Origin of the sequence: Ferdinandcohnia sp. FSL W7-1320, assembly GCF_038050315.1 — a bacterium.
GTDB classification, from domain to species: Bacteria; Bacillota; Bacilli; order Bacillales; family Bacillaceae_L; genus Ferdinandcohnia; species Ferdinandcohnia aciditolerans.
In genome coordinates, this window is the sequence record NZ_JBBPAM010000001.1 from 1,641,989 (window position 1) to 1,667,118 (window position 25,130).

Below are 25,130 nucleotides of genomic sequence, written 5' to 3' on the forward strand. Positions count from 1 at the left end.
CGTATCAGAAAGGAAGATACATATATGTTTGGAATAGGTACAAGAGACCTTGGTATAGATTTAGGAACGGCTAATACGCTTGTTTTCATTAAAGGTAAAGGAATTGCAGTGAGAGAGCCATCGGTCGTTGCCATGCAAACAGATACAAAGCAGATTGTGGCAGTCGGAAATGATGCTAAAAACATGATTGGGCGTACACCTGGGAATGTTGTTGCGCTTCGTCCTATGAAGGATGGAGTCATCGCTGACTACGAAACAACTGCCACAATGATGAAGTATTACATAAATCAAGCGGTTAAAACAAAGAACTTTTTTTCAAGAAAACCATATATTATGGTTTGTGTACCATCTGGTATTACAGCAGTTGAACAACGCGCGGTAATCGACGCGACTCGTCAGGCTGGTGCGAGAGATGCTTATCCAATCGAGGAGCCATTCGCAGCGGCAATTGGCGCTAACCTTCCAGTATGGGAACCAACTGGCAGTATGATCGTTGATATTGGTGGAGGTACAACAGAAGTAGCAATCATTTCTTTAGGTGGAATCGTTACAAGTCAGTCCATCCGTATTGCTGGTGATGAAATGGATGATGCAATTATTCAATACATTCGAAAGACATACAACCTTATGATTGGAGATCGGACAGCGGAAGCAATCAAGGTTGAGATTGGATCAGCGGGTGCTCCAGAAGGTGTAGAAAACATGGAAATCCGCGGAAGAGACTTACTAACTGGTTTACCAAAAACAATTGAAATTACAGCAGATGAAATTTCGGGAGCCCTTCATGATACAGTGTATGCGATAGTCGATGCTGTTAAAAATACGCTTGAAAAGACGCCACCTGAATTAGCAGCAGATATTATGGACCGTGGAATTGTATTAGCAGGTGGGGGAGCTCTTTTACGTAATTTGGATAAGGTTATTAGTGAAGAGACTAGTATGCCTGTCCTTATCGCAGAAAACCCATTAGATTGTGTCGCAATCGGTACCGGTAAGGCACTCGACCATATCCATTTATTTAAAGGGAAATCAAAGGATTTACGATAAGATACTTTAATAGTGGGGAATTTAACTTCCCCACTATATGTGTTGAAATTTAAAGTTTAGTTAGAGGGTGTAACACATGCCACAATTTTTTCTCAATAAGCGACTAATCATCTTACTTGTTTGTATCATCGTTCTAGTGGCATTGATTGGATTTTCCTTACAAGAGCGTAACAAATTATCATGGCCGGAGCAATTTATAAAAGACTCAGTTGGTTGGGTTCAAAGTGTTTTTCATCAGCCCTCACAAGCCATTGCGGGATTTTTTGATAATATCAATCATATTCAAAATACATATGAAGAGAATAAACTCTTAAAGGAAAAGCTTGATTCATATGGTCAATTAGAAGCAAAAGTACAGGAGTTAGAGAAAGAAAACGGAAAATTACGTGATGTCTTGGAAAAAACGGAATCACTTGATCATTTTAATAAAATTCAGGCCACTGTAATAGGACGTAACCCTGATCAATGGCATGAAATTATTACAGTTAATCGTGGAACTCGGCATGGTGTGAAAGTTGACATGGCGGTTGTCACCTCAAAAGGATTAATTGGTAAGGTAAAGCATGCTAACACATTTACTTCCACCATCCAGCTTTTGAGTTCCCCTAATCGCATTAATCGAATCTCTGCCTACATTCAAGGAGAATCAAAGATTATGGGGTTAATTGAGGGGTATGACGAGGAAAAAGAAGCTCTACTATTTAAAATCAATACGCCAGATTCTAAGATTGAAAAAGATCAAAAGGTACTTACTTCCGGACTAGGTGGAATTTTCCCAAGTGAACTATATATTGGTGAGGTTATGGATATTGTACCTGACGATTATGGATTAACAAAAACAGCCTACATCAGACCAGCTGCTGATTTTTATGAAATTGATCATGTTATCATTGTCGAGAGAACGATGATTGTACCGGAAGAGGAGGAGGAAGAATCGTGAAGCGTTTCGTTCTTCCCCTTATTTTGTCCTTTGTTTTTTTACTAGAGAGCAGCTTTGTTGATTTAGTGCCGGTAGATATATTTCACAAAGAAAATGTCTTTGTACCCCGTTTTTTATTTTTATTGATTGCTTTTACTACAGTCTATTTTAATAAACCAATGGGACTTCTATATGGGGCTATCTTTGGTTTACTATATGATATTGTTTATACGGAAGTTTTAGGAGTTTATTTATTTTTATACACACTTGTGGTTTATCTTATTTCCTGGGCAAGTCGAATTTTACAAACAAATATCTTTGTCATCTCTTTTCTAAGTCTCATTGGAATCTTTGTGTTGGAATTTTGTGTGTATGGTGTAAATTTGGTAATCGGATCTACTACTATTTCAATAGAACGATTCCTTCAAATCCGAATTTTACCGACGTTACTAATAAATAGTATATTTATACTAGTGTTTGCATTTCCCTTTAAGAAATTACTAGGAAAGCTGCATATTGAAGAATAAGTAGAATTTGATAGAATCTCTTAAAAAAATTTGATAATTAACAGGAAAAATGGAGTCTCTTGTTGAAGTATATTATCGTTGAGGTGAACGTCGTGAAAGGACAAAAACAACAGTATGTTACAATAAAAGGGACAAAAGACGGACTAACGTTGCATCTCGATGATTCTTGTTCATTTAAAGAGCTAATCGAAGACTTAGAGATTAAGCTTTCCTTGAATCAGAAGCGGAATGAGGATGTTCCGTTTGTTCCTGTTAAAGTAAAGATTGGTAATCGTTTTTTATCACATGATCAAGAAGAAGAAATCAGATCGATTATTCGAAATAAAAAACATTTAGTCGTAGATCTAATTGATAGTAATGTCATTACAAAACAAGAAGCAGAAGAGATGAGAAAGAAACATGAAATCGTTTCAGTTGCTAAGGTGATTCGTTCCGGACAAGTTCTAAAGGTCGAAGGAGATCTTATGTTAGTTGGTGATGTGAACCCAGGAGCTACTGTAATTGCAGGAGGAAATATTTTTATTTTAGGCACTTTACGTGGAATTGCACATGCTGGTTTCAATGGGAGACGAGATGCAATCATCACTGCATCAGTTATGAAACCTACACAGCTTCGAATTGGTGACATCATGAATAGAGCACCAGATGCTGTTCAAACAGACAACAATCTTATGGAATGTGCCTATGTGGACGATAATGAGACAATTGTAGTAGATAGATTGCAACAGTTAACTCATTTAAGACCTAATTTAACAAGGTTAGAAGGGGGAATCTAGCTGTGGGAGAGGCTATAGTTATAACATCAGGAAAAGGTGGAGTCGGAAAGACGACCACGTCTGCTAACGTAGGCACTTCCTTGGCTGTGCTAGGGAAACGAGTATGTTTAATAGATACAGATATTGGCCTGCGTAATCTAGATGTTGTTATGGGTCTTGAAAATCGAATCATTTATGATTTAGTTGACGTTGTACAGGGGCGTTGTAAGCTTAAACAAGCCTTAGTTAAAGATAAAAGATTCGATGACCATCTTTATTTACTGCCAGCTGCCCAAACAAGTGATAAAACTGCAGTAGAACCTAGCCAAATGAAGAATTTGGTAGAGGAGTTAAAACAGGATTTTGATTATATAATCATTGACTGTCCTGCCGGTATTGAACAAGGCTTTCAAAATGCTATCGCTGGAGCTGACAAAGCTATTGTTGTAACAACACCAGAAACTTCTGCCGTTCGAGACGCAGACCGCATAATTGGATTACTTGAAAAAGAGGATATAGAGCCTCCACGTCTAATTGTAAACCGGATTCGGAATCATATGATGAAATCAGGTGAGATGCTTGATATTGATGAAATTGTGACACATCTCTCAATCGACTTAATCGGAATTGTCTCAGATGATGATGAAGTCATTAAAGCATCAAACAATGGTGAGCCGATTGCGTTAAATTCAAGCAGCAAAACAGCAATTGCCTATCGAAATATAGCTCGGAGAATTCTTGGGGAGTCGATTCCACTTCAATCTCTTGATAACGATCCAAAGGGGATGTTCTCAAAAATCAAGAAATTCTTTGGCGTACGTTAAACCACCTTCAAAATAAGGTGGTTTTTTGTTGCTGTAAAAAGATTCCTCTATGTTGTACATATAGAAATTAAACGACAACTATGAGAGTTTAGTCCTTTCCCATCAAATTTATCAATGTAACTTAGGAGACTATACCTATCGTAATAATGAAATCAGGAGGGATTATTTACCAAATTCTTATTTACCTAAATAATTCCAGAAAAATCAGAAGGAGAATATAATCATTTTTGTGAAAATATTTACAAAGACATTACAAATAAGTCAATCTACCTAACAAATAAATTACCAATCTTTTGTTAAGTAAGGTAAAGCAAAATCCCCATTTTCTTGGAAAACCCCCAAAAAAACAATAATATAACGAAAATATATTTATTCGTACTAAACTCCTTATTTATCTTTTTCCATATAATACAAATTAACCAAATTCTGAATCTTCAAACAAATAACTCGTTTTTCGACACTTTTTTCATATTTTTTTAGCTAAGGTTAATTCATACCTGTACTTCTACATAATGTTATTTCCGGTTGGAAATACGCGGTATTTATCAATGAGAAATACCGAACAGACCTCAATGCATTGGAGTATAGGATTCTTACGAAAGGAGGACATATCAGATCATAAAAAAATAGAGGGAGGAAACTTGATGAGGAAAAAAGGGAAACGTAGGTTTACAAAGGTTGCAAGTATTGTAATGTGTGCGTTATTACTAGCACCAAGTGTAATGGCACCGCAAGCATTTGCTCAGGAAAAGGAAACTTCAACATCTTATCTAGGAAATAAAAAGGAAGTTGCTTCAAGTAAAATTTCTAAAAGCTTAAAAGACCAATTTGCCGATGAGAAGATGGTTACCTTTCTGGTTAAGTTCAAGGAACAAGTTGATTCTAAAAAAGTAGCAAATGAAGCTGCTAAAAAAGCTAGTATTCAAAAATCTACTGTAGCTAAAACAAAATCGATTAAACGAAATGCAATCGTTTCAGAACTTCGTACAACAGCGATTGAAACACAAGGTGATGTTAAGACATATCTACAAAAAGAAGAGGCTTCCGGTAATGCAAAAGATATCAAATCCTTTTTCATTGTAAACGGAATGGCGGTTACCGCTACGAAAGATGTTATGGAGAAAATTGCATCGTTCCCTGAAGTTGAAAAAGTGTTACCTAATGAAACACGAACATTGCATGTTCCAGTAACGGAAAAGTCTTCAGCAGCAGTTGAATCCAAAGCGACCCCTCAAAACATTGAGTGGAATATTGATCGTGTTGGAGCTCCACAGGTTTGGGAGATGGGAATCGATGGTTCTGGTACGGTTGTCGCGAGCATTGATACGGGTGTTCAATGGAATCATCCAGCATTAATGGAGCAGTACCGTGGCTATGACCCAGCTAATCCAAGCAATCCGAACCATCAATATAGCTGGTTTGATGCAACTGCTGGTCAATCTACTCCGTATGACGATATTGGTCATGGTACACATGTTACAGGTACAATGGTTGGTGCAGAGCCAAATGGTGCTAATCAGATTGGTGTTGCCCCAGGTGCAAAGTGGATCGCAGTTAAAGCATTTACAGATGCCGGAGGGTCAGATATTGATTTATTAGAAGCTGGGCAATGGATTATCGCTCCTGGCGGTAACCCGGATATGGCTCCTGATGTTGTTAACAATTCATGGGGTGGAGGACCTGGTTTAGATGAATGGTATCGCCCGATGGTCCAAAACTGGAGAGCAGCCGATATTTTCCCAGAGTTTTCTGCAGGTAATACAACTTTATTTAATCCAGGTGGCCCAGGGTCAATTGCTACACCAGCAAACTATCCTGAATCGTTTGCAACTGGAGCAACGGATATTAATGATCGTTTGGCAAACTTCTCGTTACAAGGTCCTTCACCATATGAAGGGGATATTAAGCCGGATATTTCAGCTCCAGGTGTGAATATTCGTTCATCCGTTCCAGGCAGTGGGTATGAAGGTGGATGGAATGGAACATCAATGGCAGGCCCGCATATCTCTGCTATTGTAGCGTTATTAAAACAAGCAAACGCGTCATTAACGATTGAGCAAATTGAAGAGATCATTATATCAACTGCAACGCCTTTAACTGACGGTACCTTCCCAGAATCCCCTAACTTTGGTTATGGTTATGGTTTGGCTAATGCCTATCTAGCTGTTTCCTCAGTTGCTTCTGGACTAGGGAAAATTAAAGGTCAAGTTGCAAAGGATGGTGTGGATGAAGAGGCTCCAACGTTTGAACATGCAGCTCCTTCTGAAACCTATGCAGGTATGGATTTACCACTTTCTATTTCAGTGCAAGACAACATAAGCATTACATCTGTTGTGCTTCAATATGAAAATCAAGATGGTGAATGGGTGAATGTATCGGCTACTCAAACATCAGGTACGTACAATGAAGGAACATATGAAGCAGTGATTCCAGGAGAAGAAATTGCAGAGCCTTCTGTGTCGTATCGTTGGCAAGTTGTTGATTTTGGTCAAAATAATGTAACAACTGATGAATATGAAGTTACGGTTCAGCCGGGAATTTCAGTTGGTTATTTCCAAGATTTTGAATCTACTCCTGTAGGTTGGTTCTCCTATGGTGCGGAAGATTCTTGGCAATGGGGTGTTCCTACAAGTGGTCCAAATGGTGCACATTCCGGAGAAAAAGTATATGCTACGAATCTAGCTGGACAATATAGTAGCCGAGCGAATATGACTCTTGTTATGCCACCAGTTGACCTGCCTGAAGGTCCGTCATATCTACAATATATGAACTGGTTTAATCTTGAACGTAACTGGGATTATGGTCATGTATTTGTTTCTACAGATATGGAAAACTGGACACAATTACTACAGATCACAGATACATCTTCTGGATGGCAAACCGCAGAAGTTGATTTATCAGATTATGCGGGACAGCGTGTATATATTGGCTTCAATGTAACAACTGATGGAAGTGTTACCCGTGATGGCTGGTACATTGATGATGTACGCTTAACAGACGAGCAACTTACTGGTCAAAGTAAAGCGCAATTAGGAGTACAACCTACGAAAGGTGACAGCGCGGATAGAGGTGACAGTTCAGTTTCTCTAAAAGAAGGAGAAAAAGTTGACCCAGCGAAAATTCAGCCAGAAGGTTATAACATCGAGTTCAAGGAAGTAGATGTCAAAGAAAATAGCCCACAAGCTTTACCTTTAAATGCTCAAGTAAGTGTATTAGAATCGGGCAGATCTGTTACAACTAATCCAGCCACTGGGGCTTATGAATTAATTCACGGCACAGGTGATTTTACAGTAGTTGCAGAAAGCTATGGATATCATCCAGCGCAACAAACTGTAACAGTCGAGGCAGATGGTGAAGCAGTAGCAAACTTTGTTTTAGAGGAGAAAGCACAAGGAACAGTAACAGGTACGATTACAAATGCGGCAACCGGTGAACCAGTTTCAGGTGCGACTCTATTACTCGTCGAAGATGCAAATGTTGCACCAGTTGTGACAGATGAAGATGGTCAGTATTCACTTACTGCATATGAAGGTACGTATACAGTTCGTGTAATGGCACCTTCCTATTATAGTGAATCATTTGAAGTTGTTCTCGATGGAAATGGTGAGGTTTCGCAAAACGTAGAATTAAGACCATTCATCGGATATCCTGGTGAAATTGGATATGACGATGGAACTGCAGAAAATGCACGTGCTTTCTATGATGCTGGCAACGGATGGGCAGTGAAAATGTCATTAAATGAAGGTCAAAATGCTGCTCTTGTTACAGGAGGACAATTCCGTTTCTGGGATACAACATGGCCAACACCAGGAGGAACGGATTTCAAAGTAGAAGTATGGGATGCAACTGGAGCAGATGGAACACCAGGTAAAAAACTTGCTGGGCCGATTGATGCAACTGCTCTACGAACTGGTGAATGGACAAATGTGGATCTTGCAGCTGAAGGTATTATCGTAGAAGGAGACTTCTATATGGTATACATTCAAGCAGATCCAAATCCAAATGCACCGGGACTTGGAACCGATGAAGATGGGGAGTATTCAGGTCGTAGCTGGCAGTTGGTTGGAGGAGCATGGTCATTAGCTCCAGAAGCTGAAGGTAACTACATGATTCGTGCGACAGTTAATTATGAGGTAACGGCTCCGACCATTACTTCTCCAATAACAGGATCTTACACGAATGAATCAACTGTTACTGTTGAAGGAAAGGCAGCCCCGACTACTACTGTTCATGTCTTTAACAATGGGGAAGAAATAGCGACAACTGAAACAACAGATGCTGGTACTTTTTCAGTTGATATGGAACTGCAGGATGGTGAGAATTCACTAACAGCTAAAGCTTCAACTGATACAGGAATTACTGATGCATCAGAACCTGTTGTAGTTGTCCTTGACCAAACATCTCCGGAACTCGCAATTACAAGCCCTGAAGATGGTTCAAAGACAAATAAAGAAACGGTAACAGTGACAGGTACTGTTCAAGATGAAAATATTGAATCTGTGACAGTAAATGGTGAAAATGCAACTATCACGGACGGAAGTTTCTCAAAACGCATTTTACTTGAAAATGGTGAAAATAATATCGAGGTCATTGCTACAGATAAAGCAGGTAATACAACTACTAATCAGGTTATTGTGACGGCTAAATTTGGTGAAATAACAATAGCTGATCTTAAACCTACAGAGGATGTACATTTACAATCTGGTGAAAGTGTGAAAATAGAATTCACAACTGAACCTGGATTAGATGCAACTTTTGCGATTCGGATGCCTTTAACGAACGCAAAAGCTGATCTTAGCAATGCTACAGAACTTCCAATACAAGAGGTATCTCCTGGTGTCTACGTTGGTTATTGGACGGCTGTTTCAAGCGTAGTTGCAGAAGGTGCTGAAATTGAGGTTATTGTAAGAGATGAATATGGCAATGAGGCTCGAAAAGTTGCAACTGGTAAGCTGTTTATCAATGTTCAAGAAGATGATGGAAAGCCAGGGAAAGGGAAGCCAGGAAAGCCTGATAAACCAGGAAAACCTGACAAACCAGGAAAAAATAAATAAGTAGAAGAAGGAGGATGGGAGAAATCTCATCCTTCTTTTTTCGAGTGCTTCAATATTGTCATATCTTAGTTCCTTTAATCATAAACTTGTACAAATAATATGGACAAGGGATGATGTGAATATATGAGTAATCGAGCGAATGAAATTAGAAGGCGGATTGCGAAGAGAAAGCGTTCCAGATACCCGAGCCCCACTAATCATCATAAGACTGTTTCCCCCTTTTTAGCAAATGATGAAGAGCGATTTGGAGGCAGTACATACGCATCTTTCGATGGGGGTGGACCTGGAGATGGAGGCCATCCACTCTTCAGAAAAGAAGTTTTTTTATTTAAGGTACTTCTTTCAGCCATTCTTGTGTTGTCAATTGGAATTATATTTAAAAATCAGTCGCCAAATTTTGAAAAGGTCCGGCATTTTGTATCTAGTACAATGGAAACTGAATTTCAATTTGCAGCTGTAACTGAATGGTATAAAGATACTTTTGGTAGTCCACTTGCTTTAATTCCTATTAATCAAAACAAAGACAAAGTTGATACACCTGAACCCGGTAAATATGCCCTTCCTGCAGCTGGAACAGTGACCGAGACTTTTGAAGCAAATGGTCAAGGTATTATAGTTGAAACTGACAGCAAGGTAGTAGAGGCAATGAATGCAGGAAATGTGACAGAAGTTGCAGTTAAAGGGGATCTAGGCAAAACTGTGGTGATTCAACATAGCGATGGCACTGAAACTTGGTATGGAAATTTAGGATCAGTAAATGTAAAACTATATGATTATGTAGAGACAGGACAAGAGGTTGGAAAGGTTCAAGACCCTGAAGGCGAGAACAAAGGAACGTATTATTTTGCAATAAAGCAAGGTGAAACATTTATTGACCCGATACAGGTGATAAAATTTGAATAATTACGTAAAACTTCTAAGAAAAATAGAAATACATCCTCTACTTTGGCTTATCGTCGCAATTGCGGTTGTTACTGCACATTTTAGAGAACTATTGATGCTGTTTTTAATCATATTGGTCCACGAGATGGGACATGCTGCATGTGCCCATTTTTTTTCATGGAGAATTAAGAAGATTCAGCTCCTACCATTTGGTGGAGCGGCAGAGATGGATGAACATGGGAATCGTCCTTTAAAGGAAGAACTCCTCGTGATTTTAGCTGGCCCACTGCAACATATTTGGTTAGTGGGTGTTGCGTATTGCCTTTTTTTGGGTTCAGTCATATCTCCAAAAACGTTTGATTTGTTTCTGTACCATAACGTGGTCATTCTAGTCTTTAACCTTCTTCCAATTTGGCCATTAGATGGAGGGAAATTACTATATTTATTTTTTTCTTATAAGCATTCTTTCTTTGAGGCACATAAACGGATGCTTATCGTATCCTGCATGGTAGCAGGGCTAATCTTAATAGGAATGTTATTCTATAGCCCGAACAATCTAAATCTCTGGGTGATTTTATCCTTCCTATTCTTTTCGATTATCATGGAATGGAAGAAGAGGCATTATGTTTTCATGAGATTCTTACTGGAACGCTATTACGGTAAGCAGGACACCTTTACGAAATTGAAGCCACTCGTTGTGGACGAAACTGAAATGGTGTATTCCGTACTCTCGATGTTTCAACGAGGTTGTAAGCACCCCATTGTCATTAGAAAGGACGGAGAAAACCAACAGCCTCTTGATGAAAATGAGCTGCTATATGCCTATTTTAATGATAAAAAAATTACCCAACCTGTCGGTGAGCTTCTCTACTTGTATTGACATTTCCAAATGAGGTACATTATAAGGTAGAGTGAAATGTTAAAGCGAGGATCAAGAGTTTGAAGACAATTATAATAAATGTTAAGACAAGTGAAAAGCGCGTAGCGGTAGTAGAGGATCATAAAGTTCTAGAGTTGAATATCCAGCAACCTACACATAAAGAAATCGTTGGAAATGTATATAAGGGTCGAGTGATAGACGTTCTTCCAGGTATGCAGGCAGCTTTTGTAGATATTGGTATAGGCAGAAACGGCTATATCGGACGAGAGCAGCTTGCTTCCTACCATCTTTCACCCCAAAGTGAAAAAGATAAAAGTATAGCTCATTTTATTAGACAAGGTGAGGAAATCATTGTTCAAGTTACGAAAGAAGGGACAGAGCGAAAGGGCCCCAAACTAACTGGACTTATAGAGTTTCCTGGAACTTCCCTTGTCTATTCACCGTTTGGGAATTATGTAGCCGTTTCGAGGAAAATGAAGGAGGAACAAGAAAGGGAAAGATGGCGTAACTTTGGAAAAACACATCTTGAAAACTCTGAAGGTCTCATTATCCGGACTGCTTGTGAAAATAAGGATGAATCAATCATTCTAAATGAGCTTGAATTTCAAAGAAGTCGTTTCAACTCATTAATTGAAAAGCAAAAACAACTTAAGCCTCCAAGTCTTTTATTTGATGCCAATAATCTTGTTGCTAAAATTTTACTTGATCATCAGCTTGAACATATTAAGGAAATCGTAATTGATGATGCGCAAGAATATAAACAGATAAAAGCCCTATTAGGTGAAAAAGTCTCTTTTTTTCGTGGAAAAGAAAACATTTTTTCTTCTTACGGAATAGAACGGGAAATTGAAAAAGCACTTAAGCATATTGTATGGCTAGATAATGGGGCGTACTTATTAATTGAGCAGACAGAGGCTTTAACAATAATTGATGTGAATACTGGAAAGTTTCAAGGAAAAGAAAATTTGCGAGATACGGTGTTTAAAACAAATATCGCAGCAGCAAAAGAAATTGCTTCTCAATTAAGGCTTCGAGATATTAGTGGTATTGTCTTGGTTGATTTTATTGATATGAAGCATAATGATGATCGCCAAAAAGTCATCCAAGCCTTACGTTCTGTAGCGAAGGAAGATCGAAATCGGATCACTATTCATGGCTTTACTTCTCTAGGTATTCTCGAGCTAACACGGAAGAAAACCAGGCAAGATCTTTCAGGAATATTGCAGACGTGTTGTCCAACTTGTTCAGGTACAGGACGGGTAGACTCTGCCGAGACGATTGCTTTCAAACTTGAGCGTGAATTATGGGAATATAAAGGCATGGACCACGATGCGATTTGGGTTGAAACAACCGCAGAAGTAAAACAAGTACTGCTCGGAGAAAACATGAATCATAAGAAACGTTTGGAAGAAGCCCTGTCTTTTCGTATTTATGTAACTGAAATAGCTTCCCCCCGACATAACTATTTAATTAGACATACAGGATCCATTGATGAAGTGGAAGGAAGGCTAAATAATCAATCCTAATATAAGAAATGATTGACTCCAACTTGTCTTTGTGATAATATTTTCATGTTATTGTTTGTAGCACCCACTGCTACAACCGCTCATTCCAGGTAGTTAAGTTTCCATCAATGGAGCGCCTGTGTATTGGCGAGTCTTAGTCATACTATTAGGAGGTGCAAATATGTACGCAATTATTGAAACTGGCGGTAAGCAAATCAAAGTTCAAGAAGGCCAAGAAATCTATGTTGAAAAGATTGACGTAGAACAAGGTGGAACAGTTACTTTTGACAAAGTTTTATTCGTAGGTGGCGAAAACGTAAAAGTTGGCAGCCCAACTGTTGAAGGTGCAACTGTTACAGCTAAAGTTGAAAAGCAAGGTCGCGCTAAGAAGATCATTGTTTTCAAATACAAGGCTAAAAAGAACTACCGTAAAAAACAAGGTCATCGTCAACCTTACACTAAAGTTACAATCGAAAAAATCAACGCATAAGGCTTTCTATCATGATAAAAGTAACTATTAACCGTAATAGTTCTGGTAGAATCGACTCGTTTACAATGAGTGGACATGCCGAATATGATGTTCCTGGAAAGGATATCGTTTGTGCAGGTGCCTCAGCAGTTGCTTTTGGTGCCATTAATTCCATATATGCTCTCTGTAAAGTAGAGCCGATATTGGAACAAGAAAAAAATGGATTCCTCCGCTGTCAAATTCCTCAACTCGAGGATGAGGCAACGAGGGAAAAGGTGCAGCTTCTTCTAGAGGGAATGCTTGTATCCTTACAAACGATTGAACTTGATTATGGACAATATATGAAAATTCAATCTTAAAAAACTTCATTAATAGGAGGTGGACAATAATGTTCGTAAGATTAGACCTTCAATTCTTCGCTTCTAAAAAAGGGGTAGGTAGTACTAAAAACGGTCGTGATTCAATCGCGAAACGTCTTGGTGCAAAACGTGCTGACGGTCAATTCGTAACTGGTGGATCAATTTTATACCGTCAACGTGGTACTAAAATTTACCCAGGAGTAAACGTTGGCCGTGGTGGTGACGACACTCTATTCGCAAAAGTTGACGGAGTTGTTAAATTTGAGCGTGTAGGCCGTGACCGCAAACAAGTAAGTGTATACCCAGCTGCGCAAGAAGCGTAATCGTGTAAAACTCTAACCTTAAGGTTAGAGTTTTATTTTTTGGAGGATGAAAATGACACTTCGAACTTCTGCGGTCATTGCTCCAGCGAACATCGAGAACAACTAGTTTATGCGCTTGCGTCTACTAGTTTATTCAAGAAGTTAATTCCTCAGCGCAGGGCTGCAAGGATGTTAACTCAAGCAGTTGCCTTGCTCCAGTCCTCAAAGCTGCGCCGCCTTGAACTTCCGATGCACAGGATGTGCTAGTGTCGACAAGACATGAAGCCGTGGCGTTTTTGTCGAAGCGGTCCTTTTCAACCTCTTTTTTGTATTTATTGAAATAATCCTGATTGTAGAATGTAGTGTTATTTTCCAAGGTTTGATATAATTTTTAGACAAGATTCGAAATCTAAATGTTGTCTATTGACACATTGAATTTTAGGGGAAATGACATGAATAAAAATTGGAGTACAATTGAAGTTTTAAAACATACACGTCACGATTGGTTAAATAAAATACAGCTAATCAAAGGGAACATCGCACTAAATAAAATTGATCGGGTTAATACGATAATTGAAGAAATTGTTATAGATGCTCAAAATGAAACACATCTTACAAATTTACAAATTCCAACTTTTGCTGCACTTATCATGACCTTAAATTGGGAGCCTCATAAATATCAATTTGACTATGATGTTGTCGGTGATATTCGAAATTTATCAAACTACGATTCAAAACTAACAGAATGGTGTTCGCAATTTTTTGCGATACTGGAAGAAGCGGTAGATGAAATGGGAGAAAATCATTTATCCCTTACTATAGACTGTTCGTTAGAGGAAACTCGATTCTTTTTCGATTTTAGTGGAATACTAAAAGATAGGGAATACCTTACAAATTGGTTAACTAGAATAAGCAAATCAGAACAATTTCCGCAAATAACAGAGTATAAAGTACATAATAAAGAAGTAAGTATAACAATACATATTGCATGAAAATTTAGGTGCATAAATAACCGGAGGTAAGAGATGTTTGTTGATCAAGTCAAAGTGTATGTAAAAGGTGGAGACGGTGGTAACGGGATGGTTGCTTATCGTCGTGAGAAATATGTTCCAATGGGTGGTCCTGCAGGTGGAGATGGTGGAAAAGGCGCGGACGTCATTTTTGAAGTTGAAGAAGGTTTAAGAACCTTAATGGACTTCCGATACCAACGCCACTTTAAAGCAAAACGTGGGGAACATGGAATGTCTAAGAATCAGCACGGAAAGAACGCAGAGCCGATGGTTGTTAAGGTTCCCCCTGGCACAGTCGTAACAGATGATGATACAGGTGTGGTTATTGCAGATTTAACACAGCATGGCCAAAGAGCAGTTATCGCTAAAGGTGGTCGTGGTGGAAGAGGAAACTCTCGATTTGCAACACCAGCAAATCCTGCACCAGAAATTGCTGAAAATGGTGAGCCAGGACAGGAACGTTATGTAAAACTTGAACTTAAGGTTTTAGCTGATGTAGGTCTAGTTGGTTTTCCAAGTGTAGGAAAGTCTACTCTATTATCAGTTGTTTCTGCTGCAAAACCAAAAATTGCAGAGTACCATTTTACAACGATTGTACCAAATCTTGGTGTTGTTGAAACAGAAGATGGACGCAGCTTTGTGATGGCTGACCTTCCTGGTTTAATTGAGGGAGCACACCAAGGCGTCGGACTGGGACATCAATTTTTGAGACATATTGAACGAACAAGAGTCATTGTTCATGTAATTGATATGTCAGCAATGGAAGGACGCGATCCTTATGAGGATTATCTCACTATTAATCAAGAATTAAAGGAATATAATCTTCGTTTAACTGAACGTCCACAAGTGGTGGTCGCAAATAAAATGGATATACCTGAAGCTGAAGAAAATTTAAAAGCATTCAAAGAGAAGCTCCAGGATGATGTGAAAATTTTTCCAATTTCGGCAATAACGAGACAAGGTCTTCGCGACTTGTTATTCACGATTGCAGATTTACTTGAAACGACTCCAGAATTTCCGCTAGAGGTCGAGGAAGATACGAGCAATCACCGCGTGATGTATCGTCACGAAAAAGAAGAAGTCGATTTTGTTATTTCGCGTGAAAGTGACGGCTCTTTTGTAATTTCTGGAGAACGAGTCGAAAAACTCTTTAAGATGACTGATTTTACAAGAGATGAGTCAGTAAAACGATTCGCCCGCCAATTGCGTGGTATGGGAATCGACGACGCATTACGTGAAAAAGGTGCAAAACACGGGGATATCGTAAAATTGCTTGACTATGAATTTGAATTTATAGAATAAATAACATGTTTAAAAGAAGGTAAGTAGGGGGGAGTAGCTTACATGGATGGCAAATTCTATCTTGTTCGTGAGGATGTACTTCCAGAAGCAGTTCGTAAAACATTGGATGCAAAGGAACTATTAGACAGTGGAGAAGCACAATCTATTGCAGAAGCAACACAGAAAGTGGACTTAAGTAGAAGTGCATATTACAAATATAAAGACACTGTATTCCCTTTTCATACGACTGTTAAGGAAAAAATCATTTCATTGTTTTTTCATCTGGAGGACCGGTCTGGTACCCTTTCTCAATTATTAAGAACTGTAGCAGATACTGGTTGTAATGTATTAACAATCCACCAAACAATTCCGCTTAGGGGAAAAGCGAATGTAACACTCTCATTAAACACATCTGGTATGCATGGTGAAGTAACTGACCTCCTAGCTAGACTTCGTAAACTTGAATTTGTAGATAAAGTTGAAATTCTTGGAACAGGAGCATAGGGGGAAAATCGATGAACATTACTAATGTCGGGTTTTTAGGACCGAATGCAACATTCACAGCAAAAGCGGTTGCGGCCTTGTTTCCCGGTAAGGAAAACAAACCATATCGAACAATCCCTGCATGTATTGATGCAGTAGAAAATGGGGAAGTGGATGTGGCTGTCGTTCCAATTGAAAATACGATTGAAGGAACGGTTAATTTAACAATTGATTATCTAATTCATGTAAAACAACTTAAAATTATTGGTGAAGTGATAATTCCAATCAAACAGCATTTAATGGTGCATCCCAACAATACAAACAATTGGGAAGATGTACAAGGCATCTATTCACACCCACATGCAATCGCGCAGTGCCATAAATTTTTATATAACCATTTTCCAAATATACAGCCCATTGAAACAAGTTCAACGGGTGCAGCCGCTAAATTTGTAAGTGAGCATCCAGATCAGAATCATGCAGCTATTGCAAACTCATTTGCGGCAAAGGAATATGGTTTATCGATTGTAAAACATGACATTCATGATTTTGATAATAACCATACACGATTTGTTGTTTTACATAAAGAAATGTTAGATTTAGATTTAACTAAGGAAAATACAGGAGATAAAACAACCTTGATGGTTACATTGCCTTCCGATCAAGCCGGGGCATTACATCAGGTATTGTCCGTTTTTGCCTGGAGAAAGTTAAATTTGTCTAAAATCGAATCAAGACCTATGAAAACTGGTCTTGGTAATTATTTATTTTTAATTGATATTGAACAAAGAATGGATGAAATTTTAATCCCAAGTGCAATTGCTGAATTAGAAGCTCTAGGGAGCGGAGTAACTGTATTAGGAAGTTATCCATATTATCGTATTTAGACTCGGCAATTCGTCGAGTCTTTAACTTTATTTAGTTGTAGTTAATTCTCCAGCGGATGCTATGATCTATTTTTTGAAAGAATTTTTCAAGGAAGCTCGAAAGAAATCGGACGACAAATACTCCAAGGTGTATTTGATTTTTACAGACATTTTATGCTTGACCAGCCCTCATGCTGTACATAATTTGTGAAGCCTATGCATAAGTTGTGATGAGAAATAGTGGCAATTTGCCTATTTTGACATAGTATGTATTGACTTATGTATAGGAGGGGAAAATCGCGTGAAGATCCATATCGTTCAAAAAGGCGACACCTTATGGGAAATTGCAAAAAAATATGGGGTCGACTTCCAAGAACTAAAAGCTGTCAATACTCAGTTAAGTAATCCCGATATGATTATGCCTGGTATGAAAATTAAGGTGCCAACCGGAACTGTTCATGTAAAAAAAGAAGCTCAAATTGGTGGTGCTAAAAAAGAGGCTCAGATTAATGTAGCACCGAAAGAGGAACAGATTCAGCATCCATTTGCTGAAATTGCACCACAACCTTTTCCTGTAATGGATTTTGAAGAGGAGGTACCAGAGGTTGAAGAGGAAGTAAAGGGCGTTGAGACTGGACCATATATTCCTCAAATGCCACAAATGCCTCAGATTTTTGTGATGCCGCAGATGCCAATTGCTCAACCACAGATGCCAGTTGCACCGCCACCACAAATGCCGCAATATCAGCCACTAGAAATCGATATAAATAATTTTAATCTAATGGAAATGGGGATGCCACAAATTCCAACACCACCAACCAATATTCTACCTGGAATGATGGCGCCGGAAGAAGATTTTGGACCAGAAGAGGATTTTGAAGCAGAAATGCCGCAAATGCCACAAATGCAGCAAATGCCACAAATGCCGTTACAACAGCCAGCTATGTTTAATAATTGTGTACCAATTACGCCAGTTATGCCTGGGTATGGCTTTAATTATGTACCAGGGTTTCAGGGAGGCTTCCCACCACAACAAGGGCCATTTAATCCGATGGGAGGCTTCCCTCGAACAGAAGGGGTAAAAGAGGAAGTAAAAGAAGAAATGCTACCTGTTCAAATGGCACCAGTACAAATGCCACCAGTACAAATGCAACCGCAACATCCATTTGAAATCGATATTAACAATTTTAATATTATGCAAGCACAAATGCCTCAAATGGTCGCAGGTGTAGAAGATGAATTTGAAGATGTACCTGTAATGCCACAAATGGCACCAATGCAGGCACCGCCGTTTCCAATGGGGCCATGTGTACCAGTTACTCCAGTAATGCCGGGTTACGGATTTAATGGAGGTTTCCCTGGACCTGCTGGCTTCGGACCAAATATGCCAATGCAAGTTGCACCACAAGCCGTAAGTCCAGCGATGGCTAACAATCCAGGACCAGGTTTTGCTGGACCAATGAATCCACAAATGATGCCATCACAATTTTATAATAAAAAAGATTGTGGCTGTGGTGGACCGAAACCACCATTTGCAGGATTCCCGCAACAAGGCTACCCAATGATGGGGCAACCAGGATTTCAAGGACAATTCCAACCACCATTTCAACCTCAGTTCCAAGGTGGTGGATTCCCGGGATATCAGGGTGCACCGTTTGGAATGAATCCAAATCAGCAAATGCCATTTAACCCTATGTTTAACATGCCAGATGTTGATGATGACTTAGACGACTAATCATAAACATATAAAGAAGGACGAATAAATCATACATTTTCGTCCTTGTATTTTTTTTAGTCTTTATATAAAAGATAAATTCTAATAATGTAAAAAGAATAAAACAGGCTTATCTGTCCAAGATTTAAACAACCTGCAAAAAACTAACAGAAATAATCCCCCTTTGAATAAGCCAACCTAAAGGTGAACATGTAGATATGTTCAAAAGGTCAAAGGGGGTTATTGTATTGAGGAAGATACTCTATACAGTTTCGACTGCAGCATTATTACTTGGTGGTCTAACGGCGTGTAATACAGATAATCAAGGGGCGGGTCCAAACAAGGATTATAATGATAATGCTAGACCAATCGGTTATTACTCGAATGAAAATAATCGAAATAATGAAGATGGAAATGGAAACCGTCTTCGTGACAATGATGGTCCATTAACAGAAATTATGGATCGCACAGGGAATAACAGGAATGACCGTACCGGTATTATGAACAATCGAAATGACAGAAATAATCGCACTGGCATCATGAACAACAGGAATAACGATGACAGAACCGGTATGGTAAATAACAATGATAAAACAAGAAAAAATCGTCCTGGGATCATGAATTATCGCGACGAACAACGTCGAAATGGTATCATGAATAACCGTAATGGTCGAACAGTTAACCCTTTTAATGATGGTAACCCAAATACAATTAGAGATAATGGACATGGACATTCCGATACTAACTATCACAGCCATCTCAATGACAATAACCATAGAGTACAAACATATGGATATTACAATGACAACGGAAATTTAGTTCGAAAAATTTCCGAACGTGCTTCAAAGGTAAAAAATGTTGATGATGCTCGTGTCATCGTAACAGACGATAATGTTTTAGTTGCTGTTGATACGAACGATAATTCAAATCGTAATAATGTCCAAGACGCTGTAGAAAGGGCTGTACAGCCATTAGTTGGAAAACGTAATGTCAATGTTGTGACAGATGAAGGTACTTTTACACGAGTACGTGATATCGATAATGATATACGTAACGGGAATAGACGTGAGACAATTGATGCTGACATAAAAGACCTTTTTGACAACATTGGCGATGCTATTCGTGAGCCATTCACAAATCATAATAGGGGTTAACGTAACCTGCATATTGCATATTTAATTGGGTGTCCTTTGGGACATCCTTTTTTTATGGAATATTTTTTCAAAAAACATTGGATATTCTTGTTAATAATGGTCAAACTAATTTGTGTGGGACGGTCATATACAAGTGTAAATAAGAGTTGGCAACTAATTGTAAGAGGTGATGCCAAAATGAGAATGATTGTAAAAGTAATCGTTTGTCTAACGATTGTTTTTATATTGCCTAGCTTTTCTGGAATTAATGCCGAGTTAAAAGAAGAACATAATAATTCTGTTCAAGAGGTAACCGGTCCATTAGAGGTCACTGTTATTCTTGAACGTGTTTATGTAGACGGCGAGGTAAGTGAAGAAATAATAAAAGAAACAATCCTATCAATGGAAGATTTTTGGGCACAGTATGAGGACTGGAACCTAGTCCATCAAGATGATACTCAAGTTGTTTTTCAACAACGAATAGACGATATTTCACCGTTGCTTAAAACAAATGGCTATTTTGGTATAACGGAAGATGGAATTTTATCTATCTTTAATGGAAAACCAGATGAATCAGAAAAGGTTATCCAATCATTCTTTCAGATCGACGTTGAGAAGCTTGAAAGTTATCAACATGATTTACTAAAAAAGGGAATCAAAATAGGGACTAAAGATGAGTATATTAATGTCATTGAAACCTACAAAACTTATACATCCTCCCCTTGATATAAAACATTTTTGAGAGACTAGACCCCTTCTAGTCTCTCTTTTATTTTTAGTCTTTTTTTGACGAATATGATAAAATGGGGTACAGCAAAGTAGGGGAGAGAATAAGTTTGATTGAATTTATTAAAGGGACGGTTGACTACATAAATCCGGAATATATCGTTATCGAAAATAATGGAGTGGGCTACCAAATTCTTACACCAAATCCGTTTATTTTTAAAAAAAATAATAAGGAAATTGTTTATACATATCAGCATGTAAGAGAAGATATATTAGCACTTTATGGCTTTAAGACACGTGAAGAGCGTGCTTTATTTTTGAAACTCTTAAATGTTACAGGGATTGGTCCAAAGGGAGGACTCGCGATTTTGGCTTCGGGGGAACCAGAACAAGTCATTCGTGCGATTGAAAACGAGGATGAGAAATTCCTTGTCAAGTTTCCAGGTGTAGGGAAAAAGACAGCTCGACAAATTATATTAGATCTTAAAGGAAAGCTCCATGACCTTATGCCAACGCTCCATCCCGATTTGTTTAGTGAAGATCATGAATTTGTGGACAATACGAGTCACACAGAAATTGATGAAGCAGTTGAAGCGCTTAAGGTGTTAGGTTATGCGGAGAGAGAAATCAATAAAGTGTTGCCAGAGCTAAGAAAAGAAAAGCTCTCAACGGATCAATATATTAAAAAGGCTTTACAAAAGCTATTAAAATAAGGAGGATGCTTGGATGGAGGACAGAATCGTTTCAGGTAGTGCCAATTACGAAGAGTCAGCAATCGAGCAAAGCCTCAGACCACAAACCTTAGCTCAATATATTGGTCAAGAAAAGGTAAAATCAAATTTATCGATATTTATTGAAGCAGCTAAAATGAGACAAGAAACCCTGGACCATGTATTATTATATGGACCTCCAGGACTTGGAAAAACAACGCTAGCTACGATTATCGCAAATGAAATGGGTGTAAATATACGGACAACCTCAGGGCCAGCTATAGAAAGGCCTGGGGATTTAGCGGCTATTTTGACAGCACTTGAACCTGGTGATGTCCTTTTTATTGACGAAATTCATCGCCTTCAAAGGTCCATCGAGGAGGTTTTATATCCTGCGATGGAGGATTTCTGTTTGGATATCGTGATTGGTAAGGGAGCGGGGGCACGTTCTGTTCGACTTGACTTACCCCCCTTTACTTTAGTTGGAGCAACAACACGTGCTGGCTCATTATCTGCACCTCTTAGGGATCGATTTGGGGTGCTGAGTCGACTTGAATATTACACTGAAAATCAATTAGCTGGTATTGTAACAAGAACAGCTGAATTGTTGGAAGTAGAAATTGATGGACAAGCAGCCAAAGAAATTGCGAGACGATCAAGAGGGACTCCAAGGATTGCGAACCGTTTACTAAGACGAGTAAGAGACTTCGCACAGGTACGTGGCAATGGTACCATTACAACACAAATGGCAGATATTGCTCTAGAATTGCTACAGGTTGACCGTTTAGGTCTTGATCATATTGACCATAAATTACTTAGAGGAATCATTGAGAAATTTCGAGGTGGTCCGGTTGGTCTCGAGACGATTGCTGCAACGATCGGCGAGGAGGCGCATACGATTGAAGATGTATATGAGCCTTACCTTCTGCAAATTGGTTTCTTGCAACGAACCCCGCGTGGTCGAATTGTAACTGAACAAGTATATCGACATTTTCAAATTGAGGTTCCAAAGGAGTAATAACCTAATCATATACGCCTTGGTGTATATGCGCCCGATTTTTTTCGAGCTCGCTCGAAAAATTACCTTTGAAAAATCGTGGCATCCGCCGGAGGCTTTTTAACTTTATTCAATTAAGTTTTTTCCTACACGAAAATTGACTAACAAATAGATGCCTTCGTTCCGATACCTTATAAGGAGTGAATAAAGTTAAAATGGGTAAAATGCTAATGATAATGGGGATTCTACTATTAGTAGTCGGTTTTATTATGCATTTTATAGGAAAACTGCCTGGGGATATTGTAGTGAAAAAAGGAAATACCACATTTTATTTTCCAATCGTTACATCTATTGTAATTAGTATTGTATTATCATTAATTTTTTACGTATTTGGTAAGTTTCGTTAGAAAGTCAGTAGAAATTAGGTGGAAATATGAAAGTAGAATTATTTGATTTTGATTTACCGGAGGAATTAATTGCACAAACACCGCTGGAAAATCGAGAAGCTTCGCGCTTAATGGTAGTGGACAAAGAGACAGGGGCAATTACTCATACTCATTTTCGTTCAATCCTATCTTATCTAAATAAAGGAGATTGCCTAGTCTTAAACGATACACGTGTGTTGCCAGCAAGACTTTATGGGGTAAAAGAGGACACGGGTGCAAAAGTAGAAGTACTCCTTTTAAAACAAAAAGACGGTGATAATTGGGAGACTCTTGTAAAGCCTGCAAAACGTGTGAAAGAAGGTACTGTGTTATCCTTTGGTGATGGGCGATTAAAAGCAACGTGTACGTCAATCGGTGATCACGGTGGAAGAATGTTGAACTTTCATTATGAAGGTATATTTTATGAAGTTTTGGAAGCCTTAGGCGAGATGCCATTGCCCCCTTATATTCATGAGCAATTGGATGACAAAGAACGATATCAAACAGTGTATGCAAAACATCGTGGTTCAGCAGCAGCGCCCACAGCTGGGCTGCATTTTACAGAAGAACTTTTACAGCAAATCCGTGATCAGGGAGTACATACAGCTTTTATTACCTTGCATGTTGGGTTAGGAACATTTCGTCCCGTCAGCGCAGACACAATTGAAGATCATGATATGCATTCTGAATTTTATCAAATGACAGAGGAAACTGCTAATTTACTAAATGAGGTAAAAAGAAATGGCGGTAAAATCATTTCTGTGGGAACTACCTCAACTAGAACCCTTGAAACGATTGTGAAAAACAATGGCAAATTCGTTGAATCAAGCGGTTGGACGAATATATTTATATACCCAGGATATCAGTATGAGGCAATTGATGGTCTTATAACAAACTTCCATCTTCCAAAGTCAACACTGATTATGCTTGTAAGTGCACTGGCCGGACGCGAGAATATACTTCATGCGTATAACGAAGCAGTAAAAGAACGGTATCGATTCTTTAGCTTCGGAGATGCAATGCTAATTAAGTAAGACACAGTCCAAATTTGATATTTCGGGTGGTGAGTTATCACACCCACGATAAAGGAGACATATAAGTGACAGCAATAAGATACGAACATATTAAGACTTGTAAGCAAACAGGTGCGAGACTAGGAATTGTACATACCCCGCACGGTTCTTTTGAAACACCTGCTTTCATGCCAGTGGGAACACTTGCAACGGTAAAGACAATGTCACCAGAAGACCTTAAGGAGATGGGTGCTGGTATTATTCTAAGTAATACCTACCATCTATGGTTAAGACCAGGCCATGAAATCATCAAAGAAGCGGGTGGCTTGCATAAATTCATGAACTGGGATCGAGCAATTCTCACTGATTCGGGAGGATTTCAGGTATTTAGTTTAAGTGAATTTAGAGAAATTAAAGAAGAAGGCGTTCATTTCCGTAATCATTTAAATGGAGATAAGTTATTTTTGTCACCAGAAAAAGCAATGGAGATACAAAATGCACTTGGCTCAGATATTATGATGGCATTTGATGAGTGTCCACCATATCCAGCTAGCTTTGAATATATGAAGAAATCTGTTGAACGTACAAGTCGTTGGGCTGAAAGATGCATACAGGCACATAGTCGCCCACATGACCAGGGACTATTTGGTATTGTTCAGGGAGGGGAATATGAGGAACTTCGTAAACTAAGTGCAAGGGATTTAGTATCCCTAGACTTCCCAGGCTATGCTGTAGGTGGCTTATCTGTTGGTGAGCCTAAAGACGTTATGAACAGGGTACTCGAGTTTACAACACCACTTTTACCAACGAATAAGCCTAGATATTTAATGGGTGTTGGTTCGCCGGATTCCTTGATCGATGGAGCAATTCGTGGCATTGATATGTTTGACTGTGTACTACCAACTAGAATTGCTAGGAATGGAACGCTTATGACTAGCGAAGGAAGATTAGTTGTTAAAAACGCGGAGTATGCACGTGATTTTGGACCGTTGGACGAAAATTGCGATTGTTATACATGCAAAAATTATAGCCGTGCTTATATTAGACACTTAATAAAAACAAGTGAAACATTCGGAATAAGACTTACTACTTATCATAATCTTCATTTTCTGTTAAAATTAATGGAGCAAGTCCGTCAAGCGATTCGCGAAGATCGTCTTGGAGACTTCCGTGAAGAATTTTTTGAGCGATATGGTTTTAATAAGCCGAACGCGAAAAACTTCTAACTAAAGAAAAAATGAAAAAAAAG

General features: G+C 38.7%; 24 protein-coding genes and 1 other annotated feature. All 24 genes read left to right on the forward strand.

The features are described 5' to 3' along the window. Positions 1-24: 24 nt before the first annotated feature. The 24 genes from NST91_RS08235 to tgt all read left to right on the forward strand — a co-directional run bounded on the left by NST91_RS08235 (position 25) and on the right by tgt (position 25,107). On the forward strand, positions 25-1,047 hold the full coding sequence (locus NST91_RS08235) for a rod shape-determining protein (protein WP_341330742.1): 1,023 nt from the start codon (positions 25-27) through the stop codon (positions 1,045-1,047). Positions 1,048-1,123: 76 nt separating this feature from the next. Next, positions 1,124-1,987 (forward strand): rod shape-determining protein MreC, encoded by an 864-nt coding sequence (gene mreC, locus NST91_RS08240; protein WP_121447714.1) that lies wholly within the window; start codon positions 1,124-1,126, stop codon positions 1,985-1,987. Further along, a complete protein-coding gene (gene mreD / locus NST91_RS08245; RefSeq protein WP_165918213.1) occupies positions 1,984-2,493 on the forward strand; it encodes a rod shape-determining protein MreD in 510 nt (169 codons plus the stop codon). Before mreC ends, mreD begins: the two co-directional genes overlap by 4 nt. An 83-nt stretch (positions 2,494-2,576) precedes the next feature. Further along, positions 2,577-3,269, forward strand: coding sequence for a septum site-determining protein MinC (gene minC, locus NST91_RS08250; RefSeq protein WP_445724511.1), 693 nt, complete (start codon positions 2,577-2,579; stop codon positions 3,267-3,269). 2 nt (positions 3,270-3,271) lie between these two features. Continuing rightward, positions 3,272-4,072, forward strand: a complete 801-nt coding sequence (minD, locus tag NST91_RS08255) for a septum site-determining protein MinD (protein ID WP_341330743.1) — start codon at positions 3,272-3,274, stop codon at positions 4,070-4,072. Between the two features lie 644 nt (positions 4,073-4,716). Continuing rightward, positions 4,717-9,126, forward strand: a complete 4,410-nt coding sequence (locus NST91_RS08260; RefSeq protein WP_341330744.1) for a S8 family serine peptidase — start codon at positions 4,717-4,719, stop codon at positions 9,124-9,126. Between the two features lie 123 nt (positions 9,127-9,249). Beyond that, positions 9,250-10,029 carry a peptidoglycan DD-metalloendopeptidase family protein gene (locus NST91_RS08265; RefSeq protein ID WP_341330745.1) on the forward strand — a complete coding sequence of 260 codons (780 nt, stop codon included), beginning with the start codon at positions 9,250-9,252 and terminating at the stop codon, positions 10,027-10,029. Then, on the forward strand, positions 10,022-10,888 hold the full coding sequence (locus NST91_RS08270; protein ID WP_341330746.1) for a M50 family metallopeptidase: 867 nt from the start codon (positions 10,022-10,024) through the stop codon (positions 10,886-10,888). Before NST91_RS08265 ends, NST91_RS08270 begins: the two co-directional genes overlap by 8 nt. A 59-nt stretch (positions 10,889-10,947) precedes the next feature. Beyond that, on the forward strand, positions 10,948-12,414 hold the full coding sequence (locus NST91_RS08275) for an Rne/Rng family ribonuclease (RefSeq protein WP_341330747.1): 1,467 nt from the start codon (positions 10,948-10,950) through the stop codon (positions 12,412-12,414). Positions 12,415-12,478: 64 nt separating this feature from the next. Continuing rightward, positions 12,479-12,558: a sequence feature (ribosomal protein L21 leader region), on the forward strand. Between the two features lie 16 nt (positions 12,559-12,574). Further along, positions 12,575-12,883, forward strand: a complete 309-nt coding sequence (gene rplU, locus NST91_RS08280) for a 50S ribosomal protein L21 (RefSeq protein ID WP_341330748.1) — start codon at positions 12,575-12,577, stop codon at positions 12,881-12,883. Positions 12,884-12,894: 11 nt separating this feature from the next. Continuing rightward, positions 12,895-13,221, forward strand: coding sequence for a ribosomal-processing cysteine protease Prp (locus tag NST91_RS08285; RefSeq protein WP_341330749.1), 327 nt, complete (start codon positions 12,895-12,897; stop codon positions 13,219-13,221). Between the two features lie 29 nt (positions 13,222-13,250). Beyond that, positions 13,251-13,544: a 50S ribosomal protein L27 gene (gene rpmA / locus NST91_RS08290; RefSeq protein ID WP_309099782.1), complete on the forward strand. Its 294-nt coding sequence runs from the start codon at positions 13,251-13,253 to the stop codon at positions 13,542-13,544. A 431-nt stretch (positions 13,545-13,975) separates the two neighbouring features. After that, on the forward strand, positions 13,976-14,515 hold the full coding sequence (locus tag NST91_RS08295) for a Spo0B C-terminal domain-containing protein (RefSeq protein WP_341330750.1): 540 nt from the start codon (positions 13,976-13,978) through the stop codon (positions 14,513-14,515). Between the two features lie 33 nt (positions 14,516-14,548). Then, positions 14,549-15,835, forward strand: a complete 1,287-nt coding sequence (obgE, locus tag NST91_RS08300) for a GTPase ObgE (protein WP_341330751.1) — start codon at positions 14,549-14,551, stop codon at positions 15,833-15,835. 42 nt (positions 15,836-15,877) lie between these two features. Then, the gene (gene thrR / locus NST91_RS08305; protein ID WP_099362046.1) at positions 15,878-16,318 is read left to right on the forward strand and encodes a transcriptional regulator ThrR; all 441 of its coding nucleotides are present in this window, start codon (positions 15,878-15,880) and stop codon (positions 16,316-16,318) included. 11 nt (positions 16,319-16,329) lie between these two features. After that, positions 16,330-17,184 carry a prephenate dehydratase gene (pheA, locus tag NST91_RS08310; RefSeq protein WP_341330752.1) on the forward strand — a complete coding sequence of 285 codons (855 nt, stop codon included), beginning with the start codon at positions 16,330-16,332 and terminating at the stop codon, positions 17,182-17,184. Positions 17,185-17,464: 280 nt separating this feature from the next. Next, positions 17,465-18,898, forward strand: coding sequence for a SafA/ExsA family spore coat assembly protein (gene safA, locus NST91_RS08315; RefSeq protein WP_341330753.1), 1,434 nt, complete (start codon positions 17,465-17,467; stop codon positions 18,896-18,898). Between the two features lie 227 nt (positions 18,899-19,125). Then, a complete protein-coding gene (locus tag NST91_RS08320; protein ID WP_341330754.1) occupies positions 19,126-20,031 on the forward strand; it encodes a YhcN/YlaJ family sporulation lipoprotein in 906 nt (301 codons plus the stop codon). 177 nt (positions 20,032-20,208) lie between these two features. Continuing rightward, on the forward strand, positions 20,209-20,736 hold the full coding sequence (locus tag NST91_RS08325) for a BofC C-terminal domain-containing protein (protein ID WP_341330755.1): 528 nt from the start codon (positions 20,209-20,211) through the stop codon (positions 20,734-20,736). A gap of 110 nt (positions 20,737-20,846) precedes the next feature. Beyond that, a complete protein-coding gene (gene ruvA / locus NST91_RS08330; RefSeq protein WP_121447727.1) occupies positions 20,847-21,449 on the forward strand; it encodes a Holliday junction branch migration protein RuvA in 603 nt (200 codons plus the stop codon). Between the two features lie 13 nt (positions 21,450-21,462). Continuing rightward, positions 21,463-22,464, forward strand: coding sequence for a Holliday junction branch migration DNA helicase RuvB (gene ruvB / locus NST91_RS08335; protein WP_341330756.1), 1,002 nt, complete (start codon positions 21,463-21,465; stop codon positions 22,462-22,464). Positions 22,465-22,658: 194 nt separating this feature from the next. Next, complete coding sequence (locus NST91_RS08340; RefSeq protein WP_099352136.1) at positions 22,659-22,850, forward strand: DUF2905 domain-containing protein; 192 nt, start codon at positions 22,659-22,661, stop codon at positions 22,848-22,850. A 26-nt stretch (positions 22,851-22,876) separates the two neighbouring features. Next, positions 22,877-23,902: a tRNA preQ1(34) S-adenosylmethionine ribosyltransferase-isomerase QueA gene (gene queA / locus NST91_RS08345; protein WP_341330757.1), complete on the forward strand. Its 1,026-nt coding sequence runs from the start codon at positions 22,877-22,879 to the stop codon at positions 23,900-23,902. Positions 23,903-23,967: 65 nt separating this feature from the next. Next, positions 23,968-25,107, forward strand: coding sequence for a tRNA guanosine(34) transglycosylase Tgt (gene tgt / locus NST91_RS08350; protein ID WP_121447730.1), 1,140 nt, complete (start codon positions 23,968-23,970; stop codon positions 25,105-25,107). Positions 25,108-25,130 lie beyond the last annotated feature (23 nt).